This is a genomic window from Allobosea vaviloviae, assembly GCF_001298265.1.
In the GTDB taxonomy this organism is placed as follows: domain Bacteria; phylum Pseudomonadota; class Alphaproteobacteria; order Rhizobiales; family Beijerinckiaceae; genus Allobosea; species Allobosea vaviloviae_B.
Genome location: NZ_LGSZ01000043.1, coordinates 1 through 24,005 on the forward strand (window position 1 = coordinate 1; position 24,005 = coordinate 24,005).

At 63.8% G+C, this 24,005-nt stretch carries 22 protein-coding genes and 4 pseudogenes; 22 read left to right on the plus strand and 4 right to left on the minus strand.

The genetic code is table 11. The features are described from left to right. The first annotated feature begins 251 nt into the window (after positions 1-251). Positions 252-2,135, plus strand: a complete 1,884-nt coding sequence (locus AE618_RS13895; protein WP_082365259.1) for a chloride channel protein — start codon at positions 252-254, stop codon at positions 2,133-2,135. Here AE618_RS13895 and AE618_RS13900 read toward each other — a convergent pair. Continuing rightward, positions 2,114-2,639: pseudogene (locus AE618_RS13900) on the minus strand (IS91 family transposase); the annotation flags it as partial. The gene AE618_RS13895 and the pseudogene AE618_RS13900 overlap by 22 nt on opposite strands. An 81-nt stretch (positions 2,640-2,720) precedes the next feature. On the opposite strand from AE618_RS13900, the gene tnpA (AE618_RS13905) reads away from it, so the two are divergent. The 4 genes and pseudogenes from tnpA (AE618_RS13905) to AE618_RS27385 form a co-directional block, all read left to right on the plus strand. Then, positions 2,721-3,140, plus strand: coding sequence for an IS66-like element accessory protein TnpA (gene tnpA / locus AE618_RS13905; protein WP_082365261.1), 420 nt, complete (start codon positions 2,721-2,723; stop codon positions 3,138-3,140). Between the two features lie 17 nt (positions 3,141-3,157). Further along, a complete protein-coding gene (gene tnpB / locus AE618_RS29265; protein ID WP_432704501.1) occupies positions 3,158-3,463 on the plus strand; it encodes an IS66 family insertion sequence element accessory protein TnpB in 306 nt (101 codons plus the stop codon). Positions 3,464-3,519: 56 nt separating this feature from the next. Then, positions 3,520-3,753, plus strand: coding sequence for a hypothetical protein (locus tag AE618_RS27380; RefSeq protein WP_082365262.1), 234 nt, complete (start codon positions 3,520-3,522; stop codon positions 3,751-3,753). 494 nt (positions 3,754-4,247) lie between these two features. Next, a pseudogene (locus AE618_RS27385) lies at positions 4,248-4,439 on the plus strand (IS66 family transposase); the annotation flags it as partial. Here AE618_RS27385 and AE618_RS28510 read toward each other — a convergent pair. Next, the gene (locus tag AE618_RS28510; RefSeq protein ID WP_054209679.1) at positions 4,432-5,328 is read right to left on the minus strand and encodes a hypothetical protein; all 897 of its coding nucleotides are present in this window, start codon (positions 5,326-5,328) and stop codon (positions 4,432-4,434) included. The pseudogene AE618_RS27385 and the gene AE618_RS28510 sit on opposite strands and share 8 nt — an antisense overlap. Before the next feature lie 177 nt (positions 5,329-5,505). Between AE618_RS28510 and AE618_RS13920 the strand changes: the two are divergent. Together AE618_RS13920 and AE618_RS13925 are read left to right on the plus strand one after the other, a co-directional pair. Further along, positions 5,506-5,718 (plus strand): annotated as a pseudogene (locus tag AE618_RS13920) (transposase domain-containing protein); the annotation flags it as partial. 386 nt (positions 5,719-6,104) lie between these two features. Further along, entirely contained in the window at positions 6,105-7,340 is a 1,236-nt protein-coding gene (locus AE618_RS13925) for an ABC transporter substrate-binding protein (protein ID WP_054209680.1), read from the plus strand. Between the two features lie 24 nt (positions 7,341-7,364). Here AE618_RS13925 and AE618_RS13930 read toward each other — a convergent pair whose 3' ends face one another. After that, entirely contained in the window at positions 7,365-8,993 is a 1,629-nt protein-coding gene (locus tag AE618_RS13930; protein WP_054209681.1) for a sigma-54 interaction domain-containing protein, read from the minus strand. Positions 8,994-9,163: 170 nt separating this feature from the next. Between AE618_RS13930 and AE618_RS13935 the strand changes: the two genes are divergently transcribed. From AE618_RS13935 to pcaF, 12 genes are read left to right on the plus strand one after another with little or no spacing between them, the layout of a single operon-like run. Then, positions 9,164-10,417 carry a CaiB/BaiF CoA transferase family protein gene (locus AE618_RS13935; protein WP_054209682.1) on the plus strand — a complete coding sequence of 418 codons (1,254 nt, stop codon included), beginning with the start codon at positions 9,164-9,166 and terminating at the stop codon, positions 10,415-10,417. Positions 10,418-10,455: 38 nt separating this feature from the next. Beyond that, positions 10,456-11,235 carry an enoyl-CoA hydratase-related protein gene (locus AE618_RS13940; protein WP_054209683.1) on the plus strand — a complete coding sequence of 260 codons (780 nt, stop codon included), beginning with the start codon at positions 10,456-10,458 and terminating at the stop codon, positions 11,233-11,235. A gap of 13 nt (positions 11,236-11,248) precedes the next feature. Then, on the plus strand, positions 11,249-12,937 hold the full coding sequence (locus tag AE618_RS13945; protein WP_054209684.1) for a class I adenylate-forming enzyme family protein: 1,689 nt from the start codon (positions 11,249-11,251) through the stop codon (positions 12,935-12,937). Between the two features lies 1 nt (position 12,938). After that, positions 12,939-13,703 carry an enoyl-CoA hydratase/isomerase family protein gene (locus AE618_RS13950; RefSeq protein WP_054209685.1) on the plus strand — a complete coding sequence of 255 codons (765 nt, stop codon included), beginning with the start codon at positions 12,939-12,941 and terminating at the stop codon, positions 13,701-13,703. 1 nt (position 13,704) lies between these two features. Next, positions 13,705-14,448 carry an SDR family NAD(P)-dependent oxidoreductase gene (locus tag AE618_RS13955; protein ID WP_054209686.1) on the plus strand — a complete coding sequence of 248 codons (744 nt, stop codon included), beginning with the start codon at positions 13,705-13,707 and terminating at the stop codon, positions 14,446-14,448. A gap of 12 nt (positions 14,449-14,460) precedes the next feature. Beyond that, positions 14,461-15,627: an acyl-CoA dehydrogenase family protein gene (locus AE618_RS13960; protein WP_054209687.1), complete on the plus strand. Its 1,167-nt coding sequence runs from the start codon at positions 14,461-14,463 to the stop codon at positions 15,625-15,627. A gap of 9 nt (positions 15,628-15,636) precedes the next feature. Then, a complete protein-coding gene (locus AE618_RS13965; protein ID WP_054209688.1) occupies positions 15,637-16,512 on the plus strand; it encodes a 3-hydroxyacyl-CoA dehydrogenase family protein in 876 nt (291 codons plus the stop codon). 4 nt (positions 16,513-16,516) lie between these two features. Continuing rightward, on the plus strand, positions 16,517-17,170 hold the full coding sequence (locus AE618_RS13970; protein ID WP_054209689.1) for a 3-hydroxyacyl-CoA dehydrogenase family protein: 654 nt from the start codon (positions 16,517-16,519) through the stop codon (positions 17,168-17,170). A gap of 1 nt (position 17,171) precedes the next feature. Beyond that, positions 17,172-18,287 carry a CaiB/BaiF CoA transferase family protein gene (locus AE618_RS13975; RefSeq protein WP_054209690.1) on the plus strand — a complete coding sequence of 372 codons (1,116 nt, stop codon included), beginning with the start codon at positions 17,172-17,174 and terminating at the stop codon, positions 18,285-18,287. Positions 18,288-18,299: 12 nt separating this feature from the next. Then, the gene (locus tag AE618_RS13980; RefSeq protein WP_054209691.1) at positions 18,300-19,301 is read left to right on the plus strand and encodes an NADPH:quinone oxidoreductase family protein; all 1,002 of its coding nucleotides are present in this window, start codon (positions 18,300-18,302) and stop codon (positions 19,299-19,301) included. Continuing rightward, positions 19,298-20,842, plus strand: a complete 1,545-nt coding sequence (gene paaH / locus AE618_RS13985) for a 3-hydroxyacyl-CoA dehydrogenase PaaH (protein WP_054209692.1) — start codon at positions 19,298-19,300, stop codon at positions 20,840-20,842. The genes AE618_RS13980 and paaH overlap by 4 nt, the downstream gene beginning before the upstream one ends. A gap of 46 nt (positions 20,843-20,888) precedes the next feature. Beyond that, entirely contained in the window at positions 20,889-22,094 is a 1,206-nt protein-coding gene (gene pcaF, locus AE618_RS13990; RefSeq protein WP_054209693.1) for a 3-oxoadipyl-CoA thiolase, read from the plus strand. On the opposite strand, the gene AE618_RS29060 is transcribed toward pcaF, so the two are convergent. Continuing rightward, on the minus strand, positions 22,078-22,212 hold the full coding sequence (locus AE618_RS29060; RefSeq protein WP_282568513.1) for a hypothetical protein: 135 nt from the start codon (positions 22,210-22,212) through the stop codon (positions 22,078-22,080). The genes pcaF and AE618_RS29060 overlap by 17 nt on opposite strands. 81 nt (positions 22,213-22,293) lie before the next feature. On the opposite strand from AE618_RS29060, the gene tnpA (AE618_RS13995) reads away from it, so the two are divergent. The 3 genes and pseudogenes from tnpA (AE618_RS13995) (at position 22,294) to AE618_RS14000 (ending at position 23,858) form a co-directional block, all read left to right on the plus strand. Continuing rightward, on the plus strand, positions 22,294-22,689 hold the full coding sequence (gene tnpA / locus AE618_RS13995; RefSeq protein ID WP_054209694.1) for an IS66-like element accessory protein TnpA: 396 nt from the start codon (positions 22,294-22,296) through the stop codon (positions 22,687-22,689). Positions 22,690-22,739: 50 nt separating this feature from the next. Further along, positions 22,740-22,910, plus strand: a pseudogene (locus AE618_RS28835) (transposase); the annotation flags it as partial. Between the two features lie 120 nt (positions 22,911-23,030). Further along, positions 23,031-23,858 carry an IS5 family transposase gene (locus tag AE618_RS14000; RefSeq protein ID WP_054209698.1) on the plus strand — a complete coding sequence of 276 codons (828 nt, stop codon included), beginning with the start codon at positions 23,031-23,033 and terminating at the stop codon, positions 23,856-23,858. The last annotated feature ends 147 nt before the right edge of the window (positions 23,859-24,005 follow it).

Below are 24,005 nucleotides of genomic sequence, written 5' to 3' on the forward strand. Positions count from 1 at the left end.
AACCGCTCGACAAAAGCCGCGAACCGCGATTCACTCCCAGCAACGTCCGATCCTAGATCCATGCTCGCTCTCCACGAGATTGAATCTCTCACCTTACATGAATCGCAGATTTTGTGACACAGTAAGACTAGCGCTGCCGGCTAAACTCAGCTCACCGGACGGATCCGGGCGCAGTAATAAAATATTTCAATTTCTCGTTGGCTTACCCGCCGACAATGGTCGAGGCCTGACGGGCTCGGCAAATACTCATCATGACACTATCGCTGCCGAAGAGGCGCAAGGAAGCAACCGAGCGGGTTACCGCGACCGCGCGCAAAGTTGCGGAGAGCACTCAGGACCGGCGCACCGCCGCCCTGGCACAGCGGATAGCAGAGGCCGCAGAAGCGTCGCGGCTCCGCGAATGGATTCGTTCCCGTGTTCGCGGAAGCGAAATTTATCTCACTCTCCTGGCGATGCTGATCGGTGCCACGACGGGCGTGCTCGTCTTGGCGATGAGCTTGTTGGCGAAGGCGATGCACCTTGGCCTATACGGCGTCGATCTGGAGGCTTCGCTCAGCGCCACGACATACATCCCGCCGCCGAGCTATGCCGTGCCGGCCGTCGGCGGGCTATTGTTGGGCCTCGCCATTTACGCGCTGGGCCGCTGGCGCAATCGTCTCATCGTCGATCCGATCGAGGCCAACGCGTTGCATGGCGGGCGCATGTCAGTGCGCGACAGTATCGTTGTTGCCCTGCAGACGATATTCTCCAATGGCATTGGAGGTTCGGTCGGGCTGGAGGCAGCCTATACCCAAGTGGGTGGCGCGCTGGGATCGAGGGTCGGAACGGCCTTCCGCTTGCGCCGGCAGGACATGCGCACGCTTGTCGGCTGCGGCACCGCCGCTGCAATAGCCGCAGCCTTCAACGCCCCGATCACGGGCGCCTTCTACGCTTTCGAACTGATCATCGGATCCTATGCTATAGCGACGATGGCGCCGGTCTTCACCGCTGCAGTGGCCGCGCATTTGATCACGGGGCTGCTTGGTGGCGTTAACGTGCCACTAGAGATCGGTGCCATCGCCGATATTCGCATCGCAGACTACCCCTGTTTCCTCGGCATTGGGTTCGCGTGCGGGTTAATCGGCATCGGCGTTATGCGCCTCGTCGGCTTCATCGAGATGCTGTTCCAACGCAGCCCCTTGCCAGTTTTCGTCCGCCCCGTGATTGGCGGACTGATTTTGGGATTGCTCGCACTCGCAACCCGCCAAGTCCTTTCGGGTGGTCACGGGGCGCTGCACGTCGAACTCAAATACGGCATGCCGCTAGGCATCCTGGCAGTGACCTTCGGACTCAAGGCCCTAGCATCGGCAGTGTCTCTCGGCTCGGGGTTTCGCGGCGGCCTGTTTTTCGCCTCGCTATTTCTGGGAGCACTGTTGGGCAAGATTGCGGCGCAATCGGTACTGGTGCTGTGGCCGGGTGCTGGGCTCGATCCGTTGGCGAGCGCGCTCATCGGCATGTCGGCTTTGGCCGTGGCAATCGTCGGCGGCCCCTTGACGATGACCTTTTTGGTGCTTGAGACGACAGGCGATCTTAGCCTGACCGGCGTCGCGCTCGCTGCCTCGATCATCGCCTCCATGACGGTCCGCGAGCTTTTCGGCTACTCCTTCTCGACTTGGCGGCTGCATCTGCGGGGCGAGACGATCCGCAGTGCGCATGATGTCGGCTGGATCCGCAGCCTGACCGTCGGGCGCATGATGCGTGCAGGCGCGCGCACCGTTCGTTCTGACCTCACCCTAGCGGAATTCCAGCGACAGTTTCCGCTTGGTTCCGCCACGCGCGTGATCGTCATCGACGACGCTGGGCGCTACGCTGGCGTCGTGATGGTGGCTGAAGCGCACGCTCCGGATGTTGGCAGCCGCCTCAAGGACGAAGGCTTGGCCGGTTTGCTCGTTCTGAATGATGTCGTGCTAACGCCAGATCTCAACGTCAAACAAGCTATTGCCATATTCGAGCGCTCGGAAAGCGAGGCGCTCGCTGTCATCGACAGCCCTAAGACAGGAAATGTCCTCGGTATTCTCACGGAAGCCCATGCTTTAAGACGCTATACCGAGGAAATGGATCAAGCCCGGCGCGGCGCGATCGGCGAAACCGGATAGACGATGTTGATCCGCCGTTGCTCGGCTATCATGCCGGCGAAGGCCTCGGGCCCGTTCAGCGCGAGGAGATCCTCGAAGAAGGAGAGCTCGCCCGCGTCATGCGCCTGGACAAGCCGCTCGATGAACCGACGGCGGAACAGGCGCGAGAGGACATGGATAGGCAGGAAGAAGTTCGGGCGGCAGGCAATCCAGCGGCCGTCTTGCGCCAATGCGCCTCCGGGAATGAGGCAATGGATGTGGGGATGGTGCGTGAGCGCCTGCCCCCAGCTGTGCAGGATGGCGATGCCACCGATCTCGCCGCCCAAATGCCGCCGATCGGCGGCGATGGTCTTCAAGGTCCATAGCGCGGCTTCGAACAGAATGGCGTAGACGACGGCCTTGTTCTGGAAGGCGACCGCCCCGACCGCGGCCGGCACGGTGAACACGACGTGGAAGTAGGGGCGGCAGGAGGTCCTTCTGCCGCTCGTCGAGCCAGGCCTCGCGGGCCGGCCCCTGGCACTTCGGGCGTAACCGTCCGGTCTCGGCCGCCTTGCGCGGTGGGCGGCATTTCCCGAACGGTGTGACCTTAAGTCTAGCTTTAAGGTCATGGCGATGGTTCGGGTGGAGGTTCTGGGCGCGATCGAGCGGCGGCGGCGCTGGCACTATGAGGACAAGGTCCGGATCGTCGAGGAGAGTTGCGCGGCTGGCGTGACGGTGACAGATGTCGCGCGGCGTAATGGCGTGGCGGCGAGCCTGGTTTTCACATGGCGTCGTCAGGCGAAGCTGGGGCAGTTGGGCGGGGGCAGCCCGGCGCCGCTTCTGCTGCCGGTCGAACTGGCTCCTGTCGTGACCGACGTCGCGCCCACACCGATGTCCGAGGCCGCCTTTGCCGAGCCCACGCGCCGGAGCCGTCGGTCGCTCGGCATCATCGAGATCGCGCTCGGTTCTGGCCGCGGGCTGCGGGTCAATCGCGATGTCGACGCGGACGCGCTGCGGCGGGTGCTCGACGTGCTGGACCGGCGATGATCGCGATCCCCGCCGGGATGCGAGTCTATCTCGCCATGGGCCCGACCGATATGCGCAAGGGTTTCGACGGCCTGGCCGCATTGGCGCAGCAGGCGCTGCAGCAGGACCCGTTCTCCGGCCACCTGTTCGTCTTCCGTGGCCGCCGAGCCGATCTCGTTTCATTGTGCGTCGTCTCCTTTAGAAGCCGGGCAGCTGCGGCAGGTCAGTCCATTGTAATAGCTCGATATTTCTTGGACGTCTGGCGATCACGCCCCGTACGCCTATCTGCACGGCCTCGGTGGCGAGTGCTTCGACCGGCACCTGCCATGGTGCCGCCGGCATGATCTGCGTCGCGGGAAGGATGCCTTCGCGGATCAGACGATGCACCGAGAGGACGCAGATGCCCAAGCGCTGCGCGGTGGCGTCGACGCTGATCGTCGTGGCGGCGGCCGCGACGTCGAACGGTGCGATGCCGAGCCGCTCGCGCAGCTCTCTGGCGCGCACCGTGGTCCAGGTGCCGCCGTCGGGCGCACGGCAGCGCATGCGGTTCAACGTCACGGCAAGCTCGCGATCAGGCCAGCGGCCGGCCAGCTTGCGCATCACCGCCGCCGCATCTGCAGTACGTTCGGGCTGATAGCGTCCCGTTCGAACACGCGCGACCCTAAGCTCGGTGTGGCGTCCGCCGGACCAATGCACCACCAGCACCGCCTCGTTCGCGGCCTCGTCCAGACTAATGATGATCTCCCGAACGAGCACGTGGACCAGGCGCTGCTTGATGCGAGCGTCCGTCGCGGGCGCATTCCACACCGTCGGCAGATCCCTGGCGAGGGCCAAAAGCGCATCCCGATCGACCGCTGGCGCCGCATAGACGGCGCGGTTCCGTTCGGCGAGCCGTTGCTCCAGCGCCACCACGCGCTCAAGCGCCGTGTTCCAGCGCGCCTCAAGCTCGCGCGCCACATGGCGCTTTGCCGGGTCCACCAGTTCGTGACGTCTAGCGGCGATTCCCACCTCGTACCGCGCCGCCTCCAGCTCGCGCTCGATGACGCGGCCCGTCTCGGCGCCGGCCTGGGCCGCGATGTCAGCAGCCAGCAGCGCTGCCTCGACCGCACGATCCGACACGGCCTCGAGGATCTCGCGCAGGGAGGTCCGGCGCCCATCGCTTCGGAAGCGCTCCTGCGCATCGCCGAACTCTACCGCATCGAGAGCGATATCCGCGGACACACCGCCGAGGAGCGGCGCGACGCCCGCCAGGCCCGAAGCCGCCCCATCGTCGAAGCGCTGGAGCCGTGGCTGCACGCCAAGCTTCTCCTCGTCAGCCAAGGGGAGGACATCGGCGCGCCTCCCCTTGGTTCCGATAAGGCTGATCGTCCCGTCGGCCCAGTTGATGTCTTCGAGGCGCAGGCTGACGACCTCGCTGCATCGCAGGCCAAGATCGACGCGTCATCGCATAGGCTCGCCGGCGCGACGGAAAGGGTTGATCGAATGATCGCAGCAGTTCGTCGATCTCAGCGTCGGTGAGAACCTCCGGCAAGGACGCCAATCGCCAGTGGGCCGCCCGCGGGATGGCGGCCGCCAGTTCGCTGACCCGGTCGCCGGACATGCTGCGGAACCGAAGGTAGCAGGCGATGGCGCCGCCGATCACGCAGATGGAGCCAGCGCGACGCCCATCCTCACCGAGAACGAAGCGCCGGACAGACGCGCCGCTGATCTTCGACAGCGTGATCGGCTGGTCGCCGAAATGGGCGAGCAGAAACTCGCACACGACTCGACCGCGCCGACGGCGGGTGGTGTCTGCAAGGCCCCAGACATCACGCATGTGGGCGTCAAAGCGCGCCAACTCCTGCGCAACGGCTGTGTCCAAGGCGGGATCCAGCGCTCCTACGCCATCAGCCCTCAGCACCTCCAACAGCTGGGCGAGCGCGGCTCGCAACTCGTGGCGCAACCGACGGACCGGATAGGGACAGCCGCACGCCGGCAGATGCTCCGACAGGAAGCGGGCGACGACGGCTTCGCCGACCGCGCTCAGGCCGCACCGTTCCCCGGTCAGCCAATGGGCGAAGTGCGCAACGCAGCACAAATAGACACGCTGGGTGCTCGGGGCATACCGCCCACGGCGCAGGTGCGCACCGTACCGCGAAGCGTAGGGCTGAAGAACGCTGTCCTCCAGCCAAGCCCGGGGCTGCGGCTGGACGACGATCTCCTGGGACATGTTGACCTCCTGTCAGGCTGAACGAGCCCGGGAGGAGATCAGGATTATGTTCAGAACGGAGCCGTATGAGCGGCCGCCCTCGCTCGGCTCAGCCGCAGGAAATGCGGCGCTTCCCTCGGCGAGCTGCGCATAATCACGTGGTGCGCATTCTTGCGGTTATGCAGAGATCTGCATAACCGCAAGAATGCACTCTTTGCCGGATCAGACGGCGGCGCCGAGCATTGGGCCGTCGTCGCCTCGCTCGTGGAGACCTGCAAGCTCAACGGCGTCGATCCGCAAGCCTACCTCGTCGACGTCATCGCCCGCATTGTCGCTGGCCATCCCCAGAGCCAGATCGACGATCTGCTGCCATGGGCTTACGCCACACCGCCGCTCAAGGCCGTGGCCTGAGAACACCGCATACGACTTCTCGAAGGGCTCATTCCGACGACTAACGCGGTCACGTGTCCCAAGTGCAGCAGTGAATCACGCCGCAGCGCCCGCCTCAACCCATTCTCAAACGGTCTCTGATTGGGGTCGTTGAGGTCAAGCGTTCGTTCTGGTTTCTCCGGCTCGTTTCGCCGTCATTATACGTTGCGTCGCTTTCGCTTTGTGCATTTCCCCAATAAATCGCCTGTGGCCTCACTGACTACACCTGTCTTCGGAAAGGACACTTAAAAATCAATGGAATCATATATTTAACCTTGGCATCCCCCTTGCTGCTGCCGCCGCCGTAGATCGAATCCCGGCAAATCCATTCTGAATGTTTGCCGGCCAAAACACGACAGGAGGACGCCTTGAGGACTTTCTATTCTCGCTTCGCCGATTTCGCCGCTACCGCGCTGGCTACCGTCGCGCTATATAGCGCGATTCCCGCATCCGCGCAGAACGCCACTGACGGAAAGGTTAAAATCGGGGCGCTTGTTGACATGACGGGAGTGTATTCGCTTCACGGCGGGCCTGGCGTGGTTGAAGCAGTTAAGATGGCGGCCGAGGACTTCGGCGGACTGGTGAACGGTCGCCCGATCGAGGTTCTGTCAGCCGACTACCAGAACAAGGTGGACATCACCTCCGGCCTCGCACGCCGGTGGTTCGACGCCGACAAAGTCGACATGATCATCGAATCCACCGACAGCGCCTCCGCTCTAGCTCTGTTTCGGCTGGGAGAGGAGAAGAAGCGGGTCATCATCGGGGCGGGTTCGGCTACGACCGCTCTGACAAACAACGGCTGCATGCCTTACGGGATCCACTATGTCTACGACACCTACGCTCTCGCCACCGGCACTGGGTCTGCAATCGTAAAGCAAGGCGGAAAGAATTGGTTCTTCATCACCGCGGATTATGCCTTCGGGCACGCGTTGGAGGCCGATACCAGCCGCGTGGTGCTAGCAGAGGGCGGAAAGGTTCTCGGCAACGTGCGTGCACCGCTTGCCACCACGGATTTCTCTTCCTTCCTTCTGCAGGCGCAGTCCTCCAAGGCGCAGGTGATTGGACTTGCCAATGCCGGCGGCGACTTCGTGAATTCGGTGAAGCAAGCGAGTGAATTCGGCATCACTCAGGCCGGCCAGAGCCTTGCCGCAATGCTGGTGTTCATCACGGACGTGAAAGCGCTGGGTTTGCCAGTGGCCCAGGGCATGAAATTCACAACCGGCTTCTACTGGGATCGCGACGATGAGAGCCGTGCATTCGCGAAGAAGTATTTTGGCCGAACCAAAGCGCAGCCCTCAATGGTGCAGGCCGGGGCGTATTCTGCAACCATGCACTATCTAAAGGCCGTTCAGGCGGTTGACTCGGAGGACGCGGAGAAGGTCTCCGGATGGATGAAGGCCAATCCCGTCAATGACTTCTTTGCGAAGAACGGCGTCATCCGCCCCGACGGACGAATGGTCCATGACATGTATCTGGCCGAGGCCAAGACTCCGGCGGAATCCAAGAACGAATGGGACTTGATGAAGATCCTGCGCATCATTCCCGGCGAGCAAGCTTTCAAGCCACTCGCCGAATCCGCCTGCCCATTCGTCAAAAAGGGCTGAGGGCTGCCGGTTTAACCCTCCCGCTCAGGAGCGGGAGGAAAGCTCGGCGAGTTTCTTGTAGAGGTAGGATCGCGAGATGCCGAGTTCCTCAGCCACCCGCTTCTTGTTCCCTTTGTGCCGCTCCAATGCCTCGCGGATCAACGCATGCTCTACGTTGCCTACAGTTTCGCGGATGGTGGTCGCGGTGCTTGCTGCCCGCGAGGCAAGCGCGTGGTCTGGCATCTCCTCCAGACTGCGGAAGCTCGCGAGAGTCAGTTCGGTGCCGTCGGTGAAGATCATCGCCCGCTGCACTTCGTGATGAAGCTGGCGCACGTTCCCAGGCCAAGACAGGCTCTGCAACATCTCGAGAGCCTTGGGATGGATCCTCCTGACATTGGATCCGATACGCTGGCCCACCCGCTGCAAAAAATGACGGACCAGGAGCGGAATGTCAGAGGCGCGCTCCCGCAACGCTGGCACGTGGAGCGTGACGCCGTTGATGCGGAAATACAGATCTACTCGGAACGCCTCCTCGGCAATCATTCGGCGAAGGTCGCGGTTGGTTGCGCTGATAAGGCGGAAATTTGTGGTCCGGGTGCGGTTGCTTCCGACCCGCTCAAACACACCGTTCTCGATGACCCGCAGGAGCTTCACCTGCGTCTCCATGGGCATGTCGCCGATCTCGTCGAGAAACATGCTGGACCGATCGGCCATCTCGAATTTGCCGCTCCGCCCCTCCTTCCGCGCGCCCGTGAAGGCGCCGGACTCGTAGCCGAATAGTTCGCTTTCCACGAGAGTGGCCGGCAGTGCTCCGCAATTAACTACCACCATCGGTCGCTCGTGACGGCGGCTCAGATTGTGGAGGGCGTGCGCCACCAATTCCTTGCCCGAACCGCTTTCGCCCGAAATGAAGACCGGCACGTCGAGGGGGGCGACCTTGCGGATTTCCTCCTTGAGCCGGCGAATCGCGTCGCTCTCTCCGACGATCTCATCGAGCCCGTAGGTGCGGTGGCGCAGGCCGACGAGTTCCTTCTTGTAATAGTCGACCTCCGCCCGCAGCGAGGAAATTTGGCGCGACAACTCATGCACTTCCTCCGGCGTCTTGAACATGACTCTGCCGATAGCACCGACGACCTCGCCGTCGCGCAGGATCGGCACGCGGTTGACCACCCGCGTTACATCCCGCATTTCCTGGACCTGACCGATCTCGGCATTCCCGGTTTTCACCACCACATGCAGGCGTGTATTCTCGATAACTTCCTGCACCGGCCGGCCGATCGCATCGCCACCCGCGTAGCCAAAGAAGCGCTCGTGTATAGGGCTGAGATAGCGCAAGATCGAATTGCGATCGACCACTGTGATCCCTTCGTGAGGATTGGTGAGGAAGTGGTTCAGGATGTCGAAAGCGATATCCACGCTCACGATGAAGTCTACCAATGTGGACGACTTGTCTTCGTGATGGACGATAGCCGCCGTCATCTTGTCGGTCGTCGTACCCGTCACCACCACATAATGCACCCCGCCAAGTTCTAGCGCGGAAATCCGTTTGCCGCGCCCCGAACCCTTCATATGGTTCAGCACAGCGTCGGCAAGGCCAGAGGCGCGCGCCGATCGTGAGGCGAAGGCAAGATTGCCGGCGTCGTCGATGAGGACAATATTCAGAGGCACAGCCATCCCGCTCTCTTATGTTCTGTTGGAGGACACTACCCTTCAAAGAGTGTCCTCAATAAGAACATCTAACAACATAGACAATGCCTGCGCAAGCCTAAAGATTGTGGAAATTCATGATCTTACGTGGCCTGGCACATCGCTTGCTGTTCTGGGGCAGAAAACGGATACCAGCGATGAACATAGCCAACCCGCCATCTGCCAAGCTGCCTGCTTCGGATCTGCCCCTAGGTCGCAGTTCCGAAAATTTCCGGATGCTGCGCGACGTGCGCGTGGTGGACCTGACCACGTCTATCGCCGGCCCTTATGCCACGATGCTCCTCGCCGATTTCGGCGCCGAAGTCATCAAGGTCGAGCGTCCGACCGGCGACGATGCTCGGCATTGGGGGCCGCCATTTCTCGACAAGGAATCGCTCTGGTTTCTCTCTGTCAATCGCAACAAAAAGAGCATCTGCCTCGACTTTTCAGATTCGAAAGGCCGAAAGGTCCTGTCGGAACTGCTCGACACGGCAGATGTGTTCATTACCAATCAACTCGTCGGAGTTCAGAAGAAGCTTGGCCTCGATGCCGAGACCGTCCGAGCCGACCGACGAGGTTTGATCCACGTGTCACTGACTGGCTTCGGTCTCGATGGACCCTATGCGGCCCGGGCTTGCTACGACCTGATCGCCGAAGGCTATTCGAGTGTGATGGACCTAACCGGATCTTTCGATGCCGAAGCGCAGAAGGTAGGCTCCCCCGCCGCCGACATGTTGGCCGGCACTGACGCTGCTCTTGCTGTGCTCGCAGCACTGCACCGACGCACAGCCACAGGCGAAGGTTGCGCGATCGACATCACGCTCACGGAGAGCATGATCCGGTTCATGTCGCCCAGGATCGTACCATATCTCGGATCCGGTGAGGTGCCCCGGCGCAGCGGCGGCAAAGACAGCGTCATCGCCATCTACCAGACCTTCGACACGGCCGACCTGCCCATGACGCTCGGCATAGGCAATGACGGGATCTGGCGGCGTTTCTGGGAAGCTGTGGGTGAACCGCAAAGCGCCGACGGCGCTCATGTAGCCACCAATTCCGACCGTAGGGCCAACCGGGCGCAGATCGTAGGACAGATTCAGGCCATCCTGGCGCGGCGTCCACGCGCCGAATGGCTCGAACGCTTTGCAGCTGCCAAAGTGCCGGCCGGCCCCATCTACCGCGTCGACGAAGTGGTCAGCGATCCTCATTTCCGCGACCGCGGGGCGTTCTTTCGCATACCTCGGGATGGTCATGACGTGCCTCAAGTTAGCCTCGGCGTCCATGTCGATGGTGAAGCAGCAGGGTATTTCTTACCCCCACCCCGGCTCGGCCAGCACAGTGAAGAAGTTCTACGTGGACTTCTTGGCTATGACGATGATTCGATCAATGCATTGCTGACAAGCAAAGTCATCTAATCGAATTCAATCCAATTTCTAGGAAGGAACTAGCCCTCATGCCCTATGAGACGATTCTTTACCACGAGGACGGTCCGATCGGCACGCTCACGTTGAACCGCCCCGACGACGGCAACATGTTCAATGCCACGATGTGCCGCGAATTGCGCGACTGCATCGAGACAATCCGCAACGAGACGCGCACGCGTGTTCTCGTCATCACCGGCGCCGGCGACAAATTCTTTTGCACAGGCGGTCGCAAGGACGGGCTCGAGAAGACGAACCTCTACGCCGGCGTCCTGCCGACCCTCGAAATGTACGACGCGATCGAGCGCCTGCAGAAGCCGGTGATAGCGTCGGTGAACGGCTTCGCCGTCGGCGGCGGCAATGTTCTGCAGATGGTCTGCGATCTGGCCATCGCCAAGGAGAGCGCCATATTCCGGCAGGTGGGGCCCATGGTGGGGTCCTTCGACGCCGGCTACGGCACCTGGTTCCTGGAGGATCTTGTCGGCAAACGCCGAGCCAAGGAGATCTGGTATCTCAACGAGAAGCTCACCGCGCAGCAGGCTATCAGCTATGGCCTGATCAACAAGGTTGTGCCTGACGACAAACTGGCCGAGGCGACGCGCGAGATGGCGCTCACCCTCGCCGATCGAGGGCCGTTCGCCATCGCTTCGCTGAAGACAGCCTTCAGCGCGCGCCATAGCGGCGTCGGCGGGCTCGCGCGTATGGCGCACGACCTGCTGCTGCGCGGCTATCTCGACACTGACGAATCTCATGAACTGGCGGACTCCTTCGCCCAGCGCCGCAAGCCGGATCCGGCGAAATTCGGCAGGTGAGAGCGGACGCACGATGCAACCGACGCTTCTCACACTTCACGACCCGGGCACGGCTCGCGCCTATTATGGCGCTGGCCTGTGGCGGGACGAGACCTTATACGGGCTCGCCGCAGCGCATGGCGCGGCCAGGCCCGACGACTTTGCCCTCCGCGATGGATCGCGCCGTCTCACCTGGGCGCAATTGGTCCGTTGGGCCGATGCGATGGCCGCGAGTCTGAGCGATGCCGGCTTGCGCCCCGGCGATCGCGTGGGCGTGTGGCTGCCGAACCGGATGGAGGCTACGGTCGTCTTCCTGGCCTGTTCGAGGTCGGGCTTCGTATGTGCGCCGTCGCTGCATCAGAACCATACCGTGGACGAGATTGCGACGCTCATGGAGCGCTGCGGCGCCGCGGCACTGGTGGCCCAGCCAGGCTATGGGGCCGATGCCGACGCCAACGACATCTTCGCGGCAGCGGGGGGCTTGTCGGGCATGCGACGGCTCTATGCGTTGCCGTCGTCCGATGCGGGCATCCCCCCGGGCGTGTCCGTGTTTCCTGCGTCCGACGCTGCGACTCCGGCGCAGCCTCCGGCCAACAATCCCGACAAGGTCACCTATCTCGCTTTCACCTCGGGCACGACTGGCCAGCCCAAGGGCGTGATGCATTCCGACAATACACTGCTCGCCAACGGCCGCGCCATGGTCCGGGACTGGAGCCTCGGCTTCGACGCGGTCATCTACTCCCTCAGCCCCCTGAGCCACCACATCGCCACCGTGGCGCTGGAGCAGATGCTGGCGGCGGGTTGCGAGCTCGTCCTCAACGACATTCCCAAAGGGACGAGCCCCCTTGACCGCATCATCGAAACGGGCGCGACCTACGTCATGGGCGTGCCGACCCATGCGATCGACATCCTCGGCGAGGTGCAGCAGCGGGGACTCGCCACGATCGGGGCCGTGAAGACCTTCTACATGGCAGGCTCCGCCATTCCGATGGAAGTGGCGCGCCGTTTCCTCGACTACGGCATCACGCCGCAGAACATCTACGGCATGACCGAAAACGGCTCGCATCAGTATACGCTGCCGGGCGACGACATGGACACCATGGTGCGCACCTGCGGCAAGGCCTGCGACGCCTATGAGGTGAGGATCTGGGGGGCCGACGCGCCCGACATCGAGGCGGCTCCAGGCGAAATTGGCGAGATAGGCGGGCGCGGCGCCTGCCTCATGCTCGGATATTTCGGGAACCAGCTGGCGACTGAACGCTCTTTCAACGCTCATGGCTGGTTCATGTCCGGCGACCTCGGCCGCCTCGACGCGCACGGCAATCTCGAGATCGTAGGGCGCTCGAAGGATCTCATCATCCGCGGCGGGCACAACATCTACCCTTCGCAGATCGAAGATCTCGCCATTCGCCATCCTGTCGCCTTCAAGGTCGCGGCCTTCCCGGTGCGCGACGATCGCCTTGGCGAAAAGGTATGCCTCGCGGTCATCGCCAAAGAAGGGGCCACCATAGCCGCCGAGGAGATGCTGGCGCATCTCTACGAAGCGGGCCTCTCCAAATACGACATGCCCGAATACTTCCTCCAACTCGACGCCTTCCCCCTCACCGCCAGCGGCAAAGTGCTGAAGCGCGAGATGGTGGAACAGGTGCGCTCCGGAGCATTGGTGCCGCAGCCCGTGCGCTTCAAGGCCCTGGCCGATCCGCTCATGGCCAAAGGAGCCTGACATGGTGGACCTCGTGCGCGAGGGCGCGCTCGCGCTCATCACCCTCAACCGGCCGGAGGCGCTCAACGCGCTGTCCTTCGCCATCATCCGCGAGATCGGTGCGGCTATCGACGAAGCCGCGGGATGGGACATCCGCGCCCTGATCTTCACCGGCGCTGGCGAGAAGGCCTTCTGTGCCGGCGCGGACATCAAGGAGCTCATCGGGCGCAATCTCATGGAGGAGCGGGCTGGAGCGGAACTCGGCCAGCAGGTCTTCGCCAAGCTCGATACCTTCAAGGTACCGTCCATCGCCGCCATCAATGGCTACGCCTTCGGCGGTGGCCTCGAACTGGCCACAGCCTGCACCTTCAGGATCGCTTCGCCGAAGGCCAAGATGGGACTTCCGGAAATCAAGCTCGGCCTCATCCCGGGTTATGGCGGCACCCAGCGCCTACCCCGTCTGATCGGGGAGGCACGCGCCTTGGACATGATCCTCACCGGCCGCACGGTCAGTGCGGAGGAGGCGCTCGCCATCGGCCTAGTCCATCGCCTCGCCGAAGGTGACGTGAGGGAGGCGGCCAAGGCGCTGGCAGCTGAGTTCACGGGCTACGGCCTACCGGCCCTCGCCTTCGCTCGCGCTGCCGTGCAGCGGTCAATGGATACACCCATAGCCCAGGGCCTGCGCATCGAGGCCGATCTCTCGACGCTTGCCTATCGAACCGAGGACGCGGCGGAAGGGCTCGCCGCCTTCGTCGAGAAGCGCAAGCCCCTCTTCCAGGACCGATGAGATGACTTTGCGGAATATCTTTCTAACGGGCGCCAGCCGGGGCATCGGTGCCGTCATGGCGCTGGAGCTCGCACGTCGGGGTCATCGCGTCGGCTGCCTGTCTCGTCGGGGTACCGGGCCCGAGGGCATCGAAATACCCGGCGATTTGAGGGAACGTCTCGTGCTCCTGACGGGCGATGTGATCGACGGGGCGACGATCATCGATGCGCTCCAGGCCTTCGCCAACGAGGTCGGCTCGATCCACGGCGTCGTCAACAATGCGGGCATACACATCACTCGGCCGTCGGAGGTCCAACCCATCGCCGAATTCGACGAGGTCATGATGACGAACGCGACGGCTACCTTCGGCGTCTCCCAAAAGGCGTATCCGCATCTCGTGGCAGCCGGCGGCGGACTCATCGTCAACATCGGCTCGTTCTTCGACAAGCTCGGCGTCCGGCACAACACGGCCTACTGCGCCTCCAAAGCCGCTGTAGCGGCCATCACCCGGTGCCTCGCCGTCGAATGGGCCGGCAAGGGCATTCGTGTGATGACGGTGGCTCCCGGCTATATCGAGACCGACCTCAACAAGGACTTCCTGGCGTCGGAAAAGACCCGCGCCTTCCTCGCCTCCCGCATTCCTGTGGGCGGCCCGGCGAAGGCGGACGAGGTGGCACGGCTCATCGCCTGCCTGTTCGAGGAGAACATTCCCTTCCTGACCGGCGAGACCATCTATCTCGATGGCGGTCAGGGCATTGCCCACTGAGGACGCGCCCCCATGACCGTCATATCTCGCCTCGACGACCAACTCGGCCTGTCCGACGACGAGGCTATTTTGCTCAAGAGCGTGCGCGACTTCGCTCGGAACGAGATAGCCCCGCTCGCCGCCCATCATGACGAGACAGGCGATTTCCCTTGGGAAAACGTCAAGGGCATCAATGCCCTCGGTTTGAACGCAATGTTCGTGCCGGAAGCCTATGGCGGGGCTGGGCTCAGCTATCTCGCCTACCTCGCCTGCGTGCGGGAGATCTCGGCCGCCTGCGCCTCTACCGGCATCATCTGGGCGACCAACTTCCACGCCGTGAAGCCGCTGATCGACTTCGGCTCGGAAGAGCAGAAACAGCGCCTCCTCCCGCGTGTCGCGGACGGGGCGCTCGCCGCCCTCGTCATCACCGAGCCTGATGCCGGATCGGATGCGACCGGCATGCGGACCAAATTCACACCGGATGGCGACGAGATCATCGTCGACGGCTCCAAGACCTTCATCACCAATGGTGACGTTGCCGATCTTTACATAATCTTCGGCAAGTGGTCGGAGACGGCCGATCCGAAAGCCGCGATCTCCTGCCTGGTGCTGGAGAAGGGCACGGCCGGCCTCTCAGTCGCGCGCCTCGAGGACAAGATGGGCCATCGCGCCTCCTCGACGGCGACGCTGTCCTTCGACAATTGCCGGGTGCCGAAGGCGAACCTGCTGCGCGGCCCGGGCGAAGGGCTGAAGCTGCTGCTTGCCTCCCTCAACAAGTCGCGACCTTCGGTCGGCGCCCATGCTCTCGGCATCGCCCACGCCGCGTTCGAGGAAGCGACCTCCTACATCAACGGGCGCAAGCAGTCGGGCAAGAAGATCATCGAGTTCCAGGGCATCCAGTTTCTCCTGGCCGAGCTCGCCAGCGAGTTGGCCCTCTGCGACGCCTGGTTGATGCATGTCGGCCGATTGGTTGATGCCGGCGTCACCGACATCGGCATCGAGGCGTCCATCCTCAAGATGCGGGCCTCCGACCTCGCGATGCGGATGACCACGGAAGCAGTCCAGCTCCATGGCGGCTACGGCTACGTCAAGGAGTACAAAGTCGAGCGGCTGATGCGCGACGCCAAGATCACGCAGATCTGGGAAGGCACCAACCAAATCCACCGCCAACTGATCGGCCGCAGTTTCATCGAGCGCTGAGAGACGGACATGACAAGCAAGATCACCATCGGCGTCGCCGGTTCCGGCACCATGGGCACCGGCATCGCCATCGTCGCCGCACGCGCCGGATTCCCGACCATCATCTATGACGTCGACCAAGCGCGCGCCGAAAACGCGACCGCTCAAATGAAGGCGTTCTTCGCCAAGTCGGTCCAGCGCGGCAAGCTGACCCAGGATCAGGTCGACGAGATCATGTCGCGGGTCAAAGCCACTGGCGACATCAAGGCCATGGCGCCCTGCGGCCTGGTGATCGAAGCCATCTTCGAGGAACTCGAGGTCAAGGGCCGGCTGTTTACGGCGCTCGATGCCATCTGCGGCCCGGATACGCTCTTCGCCTCCAACACCTCGACTCTCTCGATCACCGAGATCGCCGCGAAGTCCGGCCGTGACGACCGGTTCGTCGGCATGCACTTCTGCCTGCCCGCGCAGCTCATGAAGCTGGTCGAAATGTCACCCGGCCTCAATACGTCGGCAGACAGCTTCGAGCGTGCATGGAATATCTGCGAGGAGATGGGGCAGCGCCCGGTCAAGACGCAGGACGCGCCGGGCTTCATCCTCAACTACTTCCTCGTGCCGTTCAACAATGACGCTATCCGCCTGGTCGAAGAGGGCGTCGCCGAGCCTGCCGAGATCGACAAGGCAATCAAGGAGGCGCTCGGCTACGCCATGGGGCCGATGGAGCTTCTCGACCTCATCGGCCTCGATACCCAGGTCATGCTCTGCGAGGCCTTGCATGGGGTGATGCACGAACCACGCGCCAGCTGCCCGCCGCTGCTGCGCCGGATGGTCGCCGCCCGCCGTCTCGGCCGCAAGACGAAACGCGGATTCCTCTCCTACGACACAGCTGCAATCTTCGGAGCCTGACGCCATGTCCCATCGTGTCATCAAGTCCGGCCCGAGCCGGTCGTTTCCCGATGCCCATCCACTCATCGATGGCGCGGCTCCCGAGGGCGAAATCCTGGTGCTGGCCGGCGTCGGTGCGGGAGAGGCCTATGCCGCCCTCGCCGACAAGACGGGATATCGTGCCATCCTGATCGAGCTCGGCACCGAATGCCTCGGCGTTCACACCAGCGAGTCGCGCGGAGATGAAGGGAGCGTCGTACTCGGCTTCGCCCGCTTCAGGCTGGGCGATGCCGCCCCGTCCGATCTGGTCGAGATCGTTCGCCAACCAGCAACGCCGACCGATGCAGTCGCGGCGGCACGCGAGCTTTTCGAAGGCTACGGCCTCAAAACGGCGGTCTGCGGCGATTTTCCCGGCCGCATCGTCGATCGCCTCGTACGCCCTTACTACAATGCCGCACTGAGTAGGCTCGATGCGAGGCTCGCCACCGCCGGCGACATGGACCTAACCTTGAAGCTGGGCCTCGGTTATCCGGAAGGCCCGATCGAACTTCTGGAGCGGACGGGCCTCGCCGCCCATCACGATGTGACGCAGGCGCTCTACGTCGCCCTCGGCGATCCGGCCTATGCGCCGGCTCGTCGGGCGCAGGTCGCCAAGTCACGCAAATTCGCGGGGCTTTAACATGCGTCCCTTGGAAGGCGTCCTCGTCCTCGATTTTTCGACCCTGCTTCCGGGTCCGCTGGCGAGTCTCATGCTTGCCGAGGCCGGCGCCCGCGTCATCAAGATCGAGCGCCCCGACCGCGGCGACGAAATGCGGTCCTACGAGCCCAAGCTCGGCCAGGACAGCGTCAATTTTGCCATGCTGAATCGCGGGAAGCAGTCGATCGCCATCGACCTCAAAGCGGCCGACGCTGTGGAACGCCTGAAACCTCTGATCCAACGAGCCGACGTGCTCCTTGAGCAGTTCCGCCCCGGCGTCATGGACCGCCTCGGCTTGGGCTACGAGGCGCTGCGCCGCCTCAATCCGAAGCTGATCTACTGCGCCATCACCGGCTGGGGCCAGACCGGTCCGAAGGCGAACGTCGCGGCGCACGATCTAAACTACATGGCGGAGGCCGGAATACTCGGCCTGACCGGAGGCCCGGATGGTGCGCCAGTCTTGCCGCCAATCCTCGCCGCCGACATCGCCGGCGGTGCCTTTCCGGCCATGATCAATATCCTTCTGGCGCTGCGTCAGCGCGATCAGACCGGACAGGGCTGCATGCTCGATGTCGCCATGGCAGACAATCTATTCACCTTCAATTACTGGGGTCTCGGCAACGGCTTCGCCGGAGCCGGCTGGCCGAAATCCGGTGCCGAGCTCGTGACCGGCGGCTCGCCGCGCTATCAGATCTATCGTACTGCGGACGACCGCTATCTCGCCGCTGCTCCGCTCGAGGATAAATTCTGGGAGAACTTCGCCCGGATCATCATGCTGCCGGAGGAGCTCCGGCTGGCGGAAGCATACCCGCAGACCGTCATCGCCGCCATCGCCGCCATCATCGCCAGCCGCAGCGCCGCACAATGGCAGGCCGCCTTCGCCGGGCAGGATGTCTGCTGTTCGATTGTGGCGACGCTGAAAGAGGCAGCAATGGATCCACATTTCGCGGCTCGCAAGCTCTTCGCTCATGCTCTCAAAGCCGGTGGGCGCGAGATTCCCGCGTTGCCGGTACCGGTCGCGCTGGCCTTCCGCTCCAGCTCCAACCGCGCCGTGGCGCCGGCGCTGGGCGAAACTACCGACCCCCTCCTGGCGATCTGAGAGGCACCGCTCATGCGCAGCTATCGCGTCTGGGAGCACGGCGCTCCCTCATCCATGCGGATTGATATCTTGCCCGATCTAGCGCCCGGCCCGGGCGAGCTGTTGGTCGACGTCAAGGCGGCCGGCATCAATTTCCCGGATACGCTTGTGATCTCCGGCAAGTATCAGGTTCTACCCCCGCGTCCGTTCACGCCGGGCAAAGACTTTGCTGGCGTGATCAGGGCGGTGGGGCCGAACGTTACAGACTTCGCTCCCGGCGACAGGGTGATGGCCCAGGTCGAGAACGGCGCTTTTGCTGAGCAGGCGATCGCCCGGGCCGATCAGACATACAAATTGCCCGATGGCATGTCGTTCACTGCCGCCGCCGCCATGGGCCTCGTCTACCAGACCGCGCATTTCGCGCTGGTCGAGCGCGGTCAGTACAAGAGAGGCGAGACCGTGCTCGTCGGGGGCGCGGCGGGCGGCGTCGGCCTCGCGGCAGTGCAGATCGCCAAGGGCCTCGGTGCGAGAGTGCTTGCGGGCGTACGCTCCCCACAAGAGGGTGCCGTGGTGCGCGAGGCGGGCGTCGACGCAGTGATCGACCTATCCGCGCCCGATCTGCGCGAGAGCTTGCGCGCACAGGTGCATAAGGCCACTGACGGCCGCGGCGTGGACGTGGTGCTCGATCCACTCGGCGCGGAATTCTTCTCAGCGGCGCTGCGCGCGATGGCGTGGTGCGGCCGACTGGTGGTGATCGGCTTTGCAGCCGGCGATATCCCCTCCGTTAAGGTAAACTACCTGCTCGTGAAGAACATCGCGGTGAGCGGGCTGCAGTGGAGCGACTACCGCGACCGAACCCCTGTGCGCGTCCACGCAGTGCAATCGGAACTGTTCGACCTATGGCGGGCCGGAGCCGTGAAGCCATACATCATGCGCGAATTCGCTTTCGGCGAACTGGCTGATGCGCTCCATCTCGTATCTGAAGGCAAGGTCCACGGCAAAGCCGTGATCACTGTGAATGGAACCGCATCATGAACGCTCTTGCACCATCCGGCCTCGTCGCGGTGATTGGTTCTGGAGCAATGGGTTCCGGGATTGCGCAGGTTGCGGCCCAAGCCGGTCACACGGTGCTGCTGTTCGATGCTAAAGACGGCGCGGCGGAGAAGGGACGGTCAGGGGTTCTTGCGGGCCTCGATCGGCAGGTGGACAAAGGGCGGTTGACCGGAACGGAGCGAGAGGCAATCGCCGCTCGCCTTGTCGTGGCGCCAGCTCTGGCTGCCCTCGCCGACGCGCGACTGGTGATCGAGGCGATCGTCGAAAGCCTCGATGTCAAGCGTCAGGTGTTCTCTGCCCTGGAGGAGGTCCTGGCAACTGATGCTATCCTGGCAACCAACACCTCGTCGCTTTCCGTGACGGCGATCGCAGCTGGGCTGAGGCATCCCGAGCGTGTCGCGGGTTTGCACTTCTTCAACCCGGCGCCAGTGATGAAACTGGTCGAGATCGTCTCCGGTCTGGCCTCTAGCCCTTTGGTCCTCGATACGCTGTATGCGACCGCGCGCGCCTGGGGCAAAGAGCCCGTGCGCGCCACCTCGACGCCTGGCTTCATCGTCAACCGGGTAGCGCGGCCCTTCTATGCCGAGAGCCTCAGGCTGCTCGAGGAGGGCGTCGCCGATGCCGCGACGATCGACGCCGTGATGCGCGAGGCCGGCGGTTTCCGCATGGGTCCGTTCGAGCTTATGGACCTCATCGGCCATGATGTGAACTTCGCCGTTACCCGCTCGGTCTTCGACGCCTATTTCGGTGATCCCCGCTTCCGTCCCTCGCTCGCCCAGCAGGAACTGGTCGCCGCCCGCTGGCTCGGCCGTAAAACCGGGCGCGGCTTCTACGATTATGGAGCGGACGCTTCGAAGCCGGCGCCCACCACCATCGCGAGCGCGCCCGCCCCCGAACTCGTCGTGATCGAGGGAAAGCTCGGCCCGGCCGAACCGCTCGTCGCTGCGCTACAGGCTGCGGGAGCGCATGTCGCCCGGCAAGAGGGTGCCGGCCTGATGCGGATCTATGGGGCAACTTTGGCTTTGAGCGATGGACGCACGGCCACCGCACGGGTCGCCACCGGCGAGCCCTCCGATCTCGTGCTGTTCGATCTTGCGCTCGATTATGCAGCCGCATCGCGCGTCGCCATCGCCAAAGCCGACCAGGCTCCGGACGGGGCAACAGCTGCGGCTGCCGGTCTTTTCCAGACCCTTGGCAAAGCTGTCTCGCTGGTCGACGACACGCCGGGCCTCATCGTCCTGCGGACACTCGCCATGCTCGCCAATGAGGCGGCGGAAGCGGCGCTGCAAGGCGTCGCCTCGCCCGGCGATATCGATCGGGCAATGAGGCTTGGCGTGAACTATCCACGCGGCCCGCTGGCCTGGGCCGATGTCGTCGGAGCGGCACGCATCCTGTCCGTGCTCGAGGCCCTACACGCGGCCTATGGCGACGATCGCTACCGCGCCTCGCAGCTTCTACGCCGCCGCGTCGCAGCCAGACTGAAGCTCCACACTGAATCGGACGCCAGCGCGTCCATCCTTTGAAGCTCGGCCCGCGCCGTTGAGGAGGGGCCGGCGACGGCCTGAAAACATGACAGAAGCCTTCATCTGCGACGCCATCCGCACCCCTGTGGGTCGCTATGGCGGCGCGCTATCGCCGGTCCGTGCAGACGATCTTGCCGCAGTGCCCATCGCCGCCCTGATGGGGCGCAATGCCACCGTCGACTGGGGGGCCGTCGAGGACGTGATCCTCGGTTGCGCCAATCAGGCCGGTGAAGACAACCGCAATGTCGCGCGCATGGCCGCGCTGCTCGCCAAGCTGCCAGTCGACGTGCCGGGCTCGACCGTCAACCGGCTGTGCGGCTCGGGCATGGATGCAGTCGGCATCGCCGCCCGCGCGATCAAGGCTGGCGAGACGGCGCTGATGATCGCCGGCGGGGTCGAGAGCATGTCGCGCGCTCCCTTCGTCATGGGCAAAGCCGACAGCGCCTTCTCACGGACGGCCAGGATCGAGGACACCACCATCGGCTGGCGCTTCGTCAACCCGGCCATGAAGGCCCTCCACGGCGTCGACTCCATGCCGGAGACAGCGGAGAACGTGGCACAGGACTTCCAGATCTCGCGCGCCGACCAGGATGCCTTCGCGCTGCGCAGCCAGCAACGCGCCGCCAGGGCCATGGCCTCCGGCCGCTTCGCTGGCGAGATCGTGCCCGCCGCCATTCCGCAGAAGAAAGGCGAGCCCAGACTGGTCAACACCGACGAGCATCCGCGCCCGGAGACCAGCCTCGAGCAACTGGCCAATCTAAAGGGCGTGGTGCGGCCGGATGGCACCGTCACCGCCGGTAACGCCTCCGGGGTCAACGACGGTGCATGCGCCCTAGTCCTTGCCTCGGAAGACGCCGCTCGCCGGCACGGGCTGACCCCGCGCGCGCGCATCGTCGGTATGGCGACCGCCGGCGTGGCCCCGCGCATCATGGGCGTCGGTCCAGTCCCTGCCACGCGTAAGGTACTCGCCCTGACCGGCCTCAACCTGGCCGATATCCACGTCGTGGAGCTCAACGAGGCTTTCGCCTCCCAGGCACTCGCCGTCATGCGCGATCTCGGCCTGCCCGACGACGCCGAGCACGTGAATCCCAATGGCGGCGCCATTGCGCTGGGCCATCCCCTCGGCATGTCCGGCGCCCGGCTCCTCACCACCGCCCTCCACCAACTCGAGCAAACCGGCGGGCGTTACGCCCTGTGCACGATGTGCATCGGCGTTGGACAGGGCATCGCAACCATCATCGAGCGCGTGTGACCTTTTCCGCAGGGCTCGCGAACGCGAGGAAGCTTGAAAGCGGGCCGTTCTCGATCGTCACGCGCGCCGTGCGCCGGCCGAAGGCGTAGGCGCCGCCATAGACCGGATTGGTCAGCATGTGATGCACCGTCGGATAGAGCGTACCCCTACGAGGGCGGCCGTCTTGAGGATTGATGCTTGGGGGTGAGAATGTGTCTGTATGGACGTCTATACAGGCACGCCGATTAGTCGGCTTGAGATCGTTGAACGGGGCGGTCGGCGGCGCTTTAGCGATGAAGCGAAGCTGCGGATCGTTGAGGAGAGCTATTCGGGTCGGCGACTGGGCTCGGCGACGGCGCGCAAGTACGCGATCACGCGCTCGCAGTTGAACGATTGGCGCGATGCCGCACGTGCCGGGCGGCTTGGTCCGGCTTCGAGCGCTGGCTTCATTCCGGCTGTGATCGTGCCGGAGGTGACGGCGACGACGAGCCCGCCGCCGGTGGATGGCAGCCGGATCGAGATCGTGACGTCGAACGGGCGGCGTATCGTCGTCGACGGACGCGTTGATGTCGATGCGCTGCTTCGGATTGTCCGCGGCCTGGAGACGCTGCGATGATCCCGGTTCCGCCGGGGGTGCGGGTCTGGCTGGCGACGGGCTACACCGACATGCGCCGGGGCTTTCTCTATGGCTACAGCCGTGGCCTGTACTCTTCGCGTCAGCTCGCCCGCGCCTTCGAGGAGCGGGTCGACGTCATGGCGGTGACTGGCCTGAACCGGCCGGACTTCCGGACCATCTCCGACTTCCGCAAGCGCCACCTCGTGGCCCTGTCGGACCTGTTCGTGCAGGTGCTGCGTCTGTGCCGGGCGGCCGGTCTGGTTGAGTTCGCGCACGTGGCGGTGGACGGGACCAAACTGAAGGCGAACGCCTCGCGCCATAAGGCCATGAGCTACGGGCGGATGAAGACGACGGAGCCTGCGTTGGCCGCCGAGGTTGCACAATGGCTCGATCAGGCGCGCGACTACGAATGGGCTGTTGTCGCGCCGATGATCCCTGCGCCCAGGCGCGGTGGGCGCCCCCGCACGACGGACATGCGCGATGTCATGGAAGCGATCCTGTTCATCGCTTCGAGCGGCTGCCCATGGCGCATGCTGCCGGGCGACTTTCCGCCGGTTTCGACCGTGCGTGGCTATTTCTACGCCTGGCGCGACAGCGGCCTTCTGGCGACGATCAACCAGCTTCTGGTGATCGCGGCGCGCGAGATCGAAGGCAAGCAAGCCCAGCCCACGGCCGGCATCATTGACAGCCAGAGCGTCAAGACCACCGAAAGCGGCGGGGTTTGCGGATATGACGCGGGCAAGAAGATCAAAGGGCGCAAGCGCCACATCATCACCGACACGCTCGGCTTCCTGATCTTCGTGCGGGTCCACCGGGCCGATATTCAGGATCGCGACGGCGCTCCCGACCTGCTCAGGGCGATCCGGTTCCGCCATCCATGGCTGCGCCACGTCTTCGCCGACGGCGGCTATGCAGGCGACAAACTCAAGGACGCCATGCGCGGCCACGGCCGCTGGACCATCGAGATCGTCAAGCGCTCCGACACGGCCAAGGGCTTCGTCGTCCTGCCTCGCCGCTGGGTGGTCGAGCGGACATTCGCATGGCTCGGACGCTGCCGCCGCCTCGCAAAGGACTGGGAGAAATCCATCGAAAGCGCGACCGGCTTCGCTCAAATCGCCAGCATCCGCATGCTCACACGACGCATCGCAAGACATTGCAAAACCGCGTGAACTTTTGAATCTGGCTCTAATCTTACTGTGTCACAAAATCTGCGATTCATGTAAGGTGAGAGATTCAATCTCGTGGAGAGCGAGCATGGATCTAGGATCGGACGTTGCTGGGAGTGAATCGCGGTTCGCGGCTTTTGTCGAGCGGTT

What these genes read in the sequence shown, in the direction of transcription:
- tnpA (WP_054209694.1), top strand. Translation starts at nt 22,294, where the DNA reads ATGGACGTCTATACAGGCACGCCGATTAGTCGGCTTGAGATCGTTGAA.
- AE618_RS13945 (WP_054209684.1), top strand. Translation starts at nt 11,249, where the DNA reads ATGCAACCGACGCTTCTCACACTTCACGACCCGGGCACGGCTCGCGCC.
- AE618_RS13960 (WP_054209687.1), top strand. Translation starts at nt 14,461, where the DNA reads ATGACCGTCATATCTCGCCTCGACGACCAACTCGGCCTGTCCGACGAC.
- paaH (WP_054209692.1), top strand. Translation starts at nt 19,298, where the DNA reads ATGAACGCTCTTGCACCATCCGGCCTCGTCGCGGTGATTGGTTCTGGA.
- AE618_RS13935 (WP_054209682.1), top strand. Translation starts at nt 9,164, where the DNA reads ATGAACATAGCCAACCCGCCATCTGCCAAGCTGCCTGCTTCGGATCTG.
- AE618_RS13895 (WP_082365259.1), top strand. Translation starts at nt 252, where the DNA reads ATGACACTATCGCTGCCGAAGAGGCGCAAGGAAGCAACCGAGCGGGTT.
- AE618_RS13970 (WP_054209689.1), top strand. Translation starts at nt 16,517, where the DNA reads ATGTCCCATCGTGTCATCAAGTCCGGCCCGAGCCGGTCGTTTCCCGAT.
- AE618_RS13930 (WP_054209681.1), bottom strand. Translation starts at nt 8,993, where the DNA reads ATGGCTGTGCCTCTGAATATTGTCCTCATCGACGACGCCGGCAATCTT.
- AE618_RS13980 (WP_054209691.1), top strand. Translation starts at nt 18,300, where the DNA reads ATGCGCAGCTATCGCGTCTGGGAGCACGGCGCTCCCTCATCCATGCGG.
- AE618_RS13940 (WP_054209683.1), top strand. Translation starts at nt 10,456, where the DNA reads ATGCCCTATGAGACGATTCTTTACCACGAGGACGGTCCGATCGGCACG.
- AE618_RS28510 (WP_054209679.1), bottom strand. Translation starts at nt 5,328, where the DNA reads ATGTCCCAGGAGATCGTCGTCCAGCCGCAGCCCCGGGCTTGGCTGGAG.
- AE618_RS27380 (WP_082365262.1), top strand. Translation starts at nt 3,520, where the DNA reads ATGCCCAAGCGCTGCGCGGTGGCGTCGACGCTGATCGTCGTGGCGGCG.
- AE618_RS13965 (WP_054209688.1), top strand. Translation starts at nt 15,637, where the DNA reads ATGACAAGCAAGATCACCATCGGCGTCGCCGGTTCCGGCACCATGGGC.
- pcaF (WP_054209693.1), top strand. Translation starts at nt 20,889, where the DNA reads ATGACAGAAGCCTTCATCTGCGACGCCATCCGCACCCCTGTGGGTCGC.
- tnpA (WP_082365261.1), top strand. Translation starts at nt 2,721, where the DNA reads ATGGCGATGGTTCGGGTGGAGGTTCTGGGCGCGATCGAGCGGCGGCGG.
- tnpB (WP_432704501.1), top strand. Translation starts at nt 3,158, where the DNA reads ATGCGAGTCTATCTCGCCATGGGCCCGACCGATATGCGCAAGGGTTTC.
- AE618_RS13975 (WP_054209690.1), top strand. Translation starts at nt 17,172, where the DNA reads ATGCGTCCCTTGGAAGGCGTCCTCGTCCTCGATTTTTCGACCCTGCTT.
- AE618_RS14000 (WP_054209698.1), top strand. Translation starts at nt 23,031, where the DNA reads ATGAAGACGACGGAGCCTGCGTTGGCCGCCGAGGTTGCACAATGGCTC.
- AE618_RS29060 (WP_282568513.1), bottom strand. Translation starts at nt 22,212, where the DNA reads ATGCTGACCAATCCGGTCTATGGCGGCGCCTACGCCTTCGGCCGGCGC.
- AE618_RS13950 (WP_054209685.1), top strand. Translation starts at nt 12,939, where the DNA reads ATGGTGGACCTCGTGCGCGAGGGCGCGCTCGCGCTCATCACCCTCAAC.
- AE618_RS13955 (WP_054209686.1), top strand. Translation starts at nt 13,705, where the DNA reads ATGACTTTGCGGAATATCTTTCTAACGGGCGCCAGCCGGGGCATCGGT.